4 protein-coding genes are annotated in these 5,489 nt (G+C 67.3%); 1 reads left to right on the top strand and 3 read right to left on the bottom strand.

Annotated features, from left to right (window positions below):
• Positions 1–118: 118 nt before the first annotated feature.
• A complete protein-coding gene (locus AC5RUJ_RS10310; protein WP_494013833.1) occupies positions 119–2,230 on the bottom strand; it encodes a DNA gyrase/topoisomerase IV subunit B in 2,112 nt (703 codons plus the stop codon).
• 250 nt (positions 2,231–2,480) lie between these two features.
• Here AC5RUJ_RS10310 and AC5RUJ_RS10305 point away from each other — a divergent pair, with 250 nt between their 5' ends.
• Positions 2,481–2,702 (top strand): DUF7455 domain-containing protein, encoded by a 222-nt coding sequence (locus AC5RUJ_RS10305; RefSeq protein WP_493999501.1) that lies wholly within the window; start codon positions 2,481–2,483, stop codon positions 2,700–2,702.
• Between the two features lie 281 nt (positions 2,703–2,983).
• Here AC5RUJ_RS10305 and AC5RUJ_RS10300 read toward each other — a convergent pair whose 3' ends face one another.
• Positions 2,984–4,258 carry an RNA polymerase sigma factor gene (locus AC5RUJ_RS10300; protein ID WP_494013832.1) on the bottom strand — a complete coding sequence of 425 codons (1,275 nt, stop codon included), beginning with the start codon at positions 4,256–4,258 and terminating at the stop codon, positions 2,984–2,986.
• Positions 4,259–4,507: 249 nt separating this feature from the next.
• Positions 4,508–5,489, bottom strand: a 982-nt coding sequence (locus tag AC5RUJ_RS10295) for a DUF4192 family protein (protein WP_494155829.1), incomplete at its 5' end; no start/stop codon positions are given.

Below are 5,489 nucleotides of genomic sequence, written 5' to 3'. Positions count from 1 at the left end.
GGCGGCTGCTCTCCCCTGTTCCGGCCCTTGGCGGCGCGGCCCGGTCCGCGGTACTGCTGGCCGCGGCTTTGCTGCTGGCGGTGCCGACCGTCCTGTTGGTGGCACCCGGGCTGGCGGCCTAGGCGTCGATCCGTTCCCGGTCGAGCATCGAGGCGCCTGCCACGATGAACTCCTTGCGCGGCGCCACGTCGGAGCCCATCAGCAGGTCGAAGGAACGCTCGGCGGCTTCGGCATCCTCGATCCGCACCCGGCGCAGCGTTCGGTGGCGGGGCTCCATGGTGGTTTCGGCCAACTGGTCGGCGTCCATCTCGCCCAGGCCCTTGTAGCGCTGGATCGGCTCCTTGTACTTCCGGCCGTCCTTCTCCAGGGTGGCGAGCAGTTTGTGCAGCTCGTTCTCCGAGTAGGTGTACACCACCTCGTTGGCCTTGGCACCCGGGTTGATGATCTCCACCCGGTGCAGCGGGGGCACGGCGGCGTACACGCGACCGGCGTCGACCAGGGGGCGCATGTAGCGGAAGAAGAGCGTGAGCAGCAGCGTGCGGATGTGCGCGCCGTCGACGTCGGCGTCCGTCATCAGGACGACCTTGCCGTAGCGGGCCGCGTCCAGCTGGAAGCTGCGCCCGGACCCGGCCCCCACCACCTGGATGATGGCCGCGCATTCGGCGTTGGAGAGCATGTCGCCCACCGATGCCTTCTGCACGTTGAGGATCTTGCCGCGGATCGGCAGCAGCGCCTGGTGGTCGGACGAGCGGGCCAGCCGTGCCGTGCCCAAAGCGCTGTCGCCCTCGACGATGAACAGCTCGGAGCGTTCGACGTCGCTGGTGCGGCAGTCGATCAGCTTTGCCGGCATGGAGGACGTCTCCAACGCGTTCTTGCGCCGCTGCGTCTCCTTGTGGACGCGGGCCGAGATGCGGGACTTCATCTCGCTGACGACCTTTTCGAGCAGCAGCGCGGATTGGGCCTTATCCCCGCGGTTCGAGGACCCCAGCTTGGCGGCCAGCTCCTTCTCCACCACCCGGGACACGATGGCGCGGACGGCGGAGGTGCCCAGGATTTCCTTGGTCTGGCCTTCGAACTGCGGCTCGGCCAGGCGGACGGTGAGCACCGCGGTGAGTCCCGCGAAGACGTCGTCCTTTTCAATCTTGTCGCTGCCGGCCTTCAGCTTGCGGGCGTTCGCCTCGATCACCTTGCGGAAGGTTTTCAACAGCGCCTGTTCGAAGCCGGCCTGGTGCGTGCCGCCCTTGGGGGTGGCGATGATGTTCACATAGGAACGGACCGTGGTGTCGTAGCCAATGCCCCAGCGCAGGGCGACGTCAACGTGGCAGTCGCGGTCGACCTCGGCGATCTTGCTGTGCCCGTTTTCATCGAGTACCGGAACGGTTTCCTTGAACTTGCCGGAGCCGTGGAAGCGCCAGACATCCGTGACGGCGCTGTCGTTGGCCAGGTATTCGACGAACTCGGCGATGCCGCCGTCGTGGTGGAACACTTCCTCGATCGGGCCGTTCTCGCCGGCGGTGCCGGCCAACCTGCGCTCGTCGCGCAGCGTGATCTTCAGCCCCGGAACCAGGAACGAGGTCTGCCGCGCCCGGTTCTGCAGCTCTTCGTAGGAGAACTTGGCGTCCGGGGTGAAAATCTGCCGGTCGCCCCAGTATCTGATGCGCGTTCCGGTCACGCCGCGCTTGGCGGTTCCGACCACTTCCAGTTTGGAGCCCGTGACGAACGGCTCGAACGCGGACTCCGGGCCCGGCCCCCTGCCCGTGTCGATGAACTTGCCCGGCTCGCCGCGGCGGAAGGACATTTGGTACGTCTTGCCGCCGCGGTCCACCTGGACATCCAGGCGGGAGGACAGGGCGTTGACCACGCTGGCGCCGACGCCGTGCAGGCCGCCGGAGGCCGTGTAGGAGCCGCCGCCGAACTTTCCGCCGGCGTGCAGCTTGGTGAACACTACTTCGACGCCGCTCAAGCCGGTCTTTGGCTCGATGTCCACCGGGATGCCACGGCCGTCGTCGTGGATCTCCACCGAGCCGTCCGGGTGCAGCGTGATCTTGATGCTCTGCCCGTACCCGGCCAGCGCCTCGTCGACGGAGTTGTCGATGATTTCCCAGAGGCAGTGCATCAACCCGCGGGAATCAGTGGATCCGATGTACATGCCCGGCCTCTTGCGGACGGCTTCCAGCCCTTCCAGGACGGAAAGATGGCGTGCTGTGTACTCAGACTTCGTTGGCGCCACGTGTACGAGTGCTCCTTGGCAGACAGAACTGCGGTCCTTGGCCGCGGTCCGCCGCGAATAACGGACCGTTACTAGGCTAATCCCCTTTGCGGGCGGGCTTGTGCACCGCGCCGGAGCGCAGACCGGCATGTGACGCAGCTCCCGGCTGTTACCCACACGTGATACGCGGTGAGCGAAAGTGACCCCATCTTGCGAAGATTTCCGCGCTTCGGATGGTTCTATGGATAGACGCACTCGTAAGGAGGTCATCATGACGACAGCAGTAGCCCCCCGTGAACTGACCGCATTGGACCGATGCGACCGGTGTGGTGCCCAAGCCTATGTACGGGTTGTCCTGGCCTCCTCCGGCGGCGAACTCCTCTTCTGCGGGCACCATGCCCGGCAGCATGAGCCGCAGCTTCGCTCCAAGGCCTCGGAATGGCAGGACGAAACCAGCCGGTTGACCGAAAAGGCCGGCGCCGCCGCCGAATAGGTTCTTTGGGAACGGGCTGCAGCCGCAGCCCGTTCCCGGAGCGGTCCGACAGGTCCGCCCGGTACCCGGTCAAAGGCGCCGTTCCCCGCAAGGGGAACGGCGCCCTTTGCGTCTCCGGAGGCCTTTCCGCCGGGGGCGCCCGGGGACCTGGCGCCGGAACGCGGAAGCGCTCCCCTTCCCCCGCTGCCGCCGGCTAACGCAGCAGGGCCGGCCTTTTGCGGGTGCCGGTTAACGCAGCAGGGCCGGCCCCTTGCGGGTACCGGCCCTGCTGCGCAGTCGGATTAGTCCAGGTAGTCGCGGAGTACCTGCGACCGCGACGGGTGCCGCAGCTTGGACATGGTCTTGGATTCGATCTGGCGGATGCGTTCCCGCGTGACGCCGTAGACCTTGCCGATTTCGTCTAAAGTCTTCGGCTGGCCGTCGGTGAGTCCGAAGCGCATGGCCACCACGCCGGCTTCGCGCTCGGACAGCGTGTCCAGCACCGAGTGGAGCTGTTCCTGCAGCAAGGTAAAGCTGACCGCGTCGGCCGGAACCACGGCCTCGGAGTCTTCGATCAGGTCGCCGAACTCCGAGTCGCCGTCTTCGCCCAGCGGCGTGTGCAGCGAGATCGGCTCCCGGCCGTACTTCTGGACCTCGACGACCTTTTCCGGTGTCATGTCCAGTTCCTTGGCCAGCTCTTCGGGAGTGGGCTCGCGGCCCAGGTCCTGGAGCATCTGGCGCTGCACGCGGGCCAGCTTGTTGATGACTTCCACCATGTGCACCGGAATGCGGATGGTGCGGGCCTGATCCGCCATGGCGCGGGTGATGGCCTGCCGGATCCACCAGGTGGCGTAGGTGGAGAACTTGAAGCCCTTGGTGTAGTCGAACTTCTCGACGGCGCGGATGAGGCCCAGGTTGCCTTCCTGGATCAGGTCCAGGAACAGCATGCCGCGGCCGGTGTAGCGCTTGGCCAGCGAGACGACCAGTCGGAGGTTGGCTTCCAGCAGGTGGTTCTTGGCGCGCTTGCCGTCGTGGACGATCTGCTCCAGGTCGCGCCGCAGGCGCGTCTCCATGGTGCCGTCGTCCTTGGCCAGTTTCTCTTCGGCGAAGAGACCGGCCTCGATCCGCAGCGCGAGGTCGACTTCCTGCTCGGCGTTCAGCAGGGCGACCTTGCCGATCTGCTTCAGGTAGTCCTTGACGGGGTCGGCGGTGGCGCCGGCGGAGACCACCTGCTGGGCGGGGGCGTCGTCGTCGTCGGCGTCGGAGTAAACAAACCCGGACCCGGTCTCGCCGTCCTTGCCCTTCTTGGCGCCGGCTTCCTCGGTGGCTTCTACGTCTTCCTCGGTGGGCTCCGGCTCGACCTCGGGATCCTCGTCGACTTCTTCCGTGGCCAGCTCGGCGGTGTTCGCCTCATCCTTCTTGGCAGCGGCACCGGGCTTGCGGCCGCGCCGTTTGGGAGCAGCTTCCGCCGCTGCCGCTGACTGGGCGCCCGCGCGCTTGGTCGTCGCGGACTTTTTCGGAGCGGAGGCAGCAGTCTCCTCATCGGGAGCTGCAGCAGTCTTCTTGTCCGGTGACACAGAGAACCTTTCGTACGGCGGTCTGTGACGCTACCTGCGGGTAACACCACTATGACCCTGTCAAGTCCGTGAATGAATTCAAACCAAGCCACGGACGCAGGGTCTGCATGGCATAACCTGATCCGCGGCGGCGGTATTCCCGCAGGATCTACCGCTGTTTGAAACACGAACCCAACCGGGTCTCGGTTCCCATTGTCTCACGATTCAGACCGCCGGATGAACTGATTTTCGACCGTCGCGACGCCGCGATCATGCCGTCAGGTGCCTCCGTCCGGGCCAGGCGGTCTCCCGCCGGCGCGCCCACACCGGCAGCATTCCGCTGTCTGCCAGTTCCTGCACCAGTTCCGCCAGCCGGTAGCCGGGCCATTCGCGAAGGCAGGCCTCGGCCCGTTGATGCGCATGCGTACCGCGTCCCCGGGCCCATTCGATCCAGGCATGCAGCGTGCCGGCGGCAGCGCGGGAGCGCCCCGCTCCGACGGCGTGCAGGCGGGAGAGCAGGTGTGCCGTGGCGTCCACGCGATCCCAGTCCGGAGCGTGGGGCGACTCACCGATCAAAATTTTGGACCAGCCCCGGGCTGCGGCAGGATCGCCGGACCCGGGCAATGGATCGACGGGCGGCGCGGCGCCCGCCGCCCGGTCCGCGTCATCGAGGAGGCCGGATGCCTCGGCCCAGAGGAACGCCGTCTCGGCGCTGCTGCAGGCGAAGATGGCAATACCGTCCCGTACCGCGTTGTCGCTCAGGCTCGCCAGCAGGAAGGCCTGCGCTTCCGCCGTGAGGGTTCCGGCCTTGTGCGCTGCCAGGGATTGCTCCCAGCGGCGGAGGGTGTGGAAGTAGAAGTCCGAATGGGTCCACTCTCCCGCGCGTCCCGCGGCCAGCCGGTCCGCCTCCTGCCGTATCCCGGCCGCGACATCGGGTGTCGCTGCCGGTGCCGGTTCCGGTGCCTGTGCAGCCCCGGCTCTCCGGACGGACGTGGCGGTCGCGTACGGCGCGCCGGAGGCTGCCGCCCGTGGGACGGCCACGGCCTCCGCTGCGGAGGCCGCGTAAGTGCTGCCGCTGTAGACAAGTTCGGCGCTCAGGGCACTGTCCCGGATCTGTGACACCGGACGTCCGGGCAGCGGACAGCATTCGGCGTCGGCGCAATAAAGCTCCCGCCAGTGCTGCGGGCCTACCGTCCAGCCCGTGCGGACCGGCAGCCCGGCGGCGGACAGGGAACGGCCGAGGGCGGCCACG

This window comes from Arthrobacter sp. Y3223164 (genome assembly GCF_059091005.1).
This window is presented reverse-complemented; position numbering and strand designations above follow the sequence as displayed.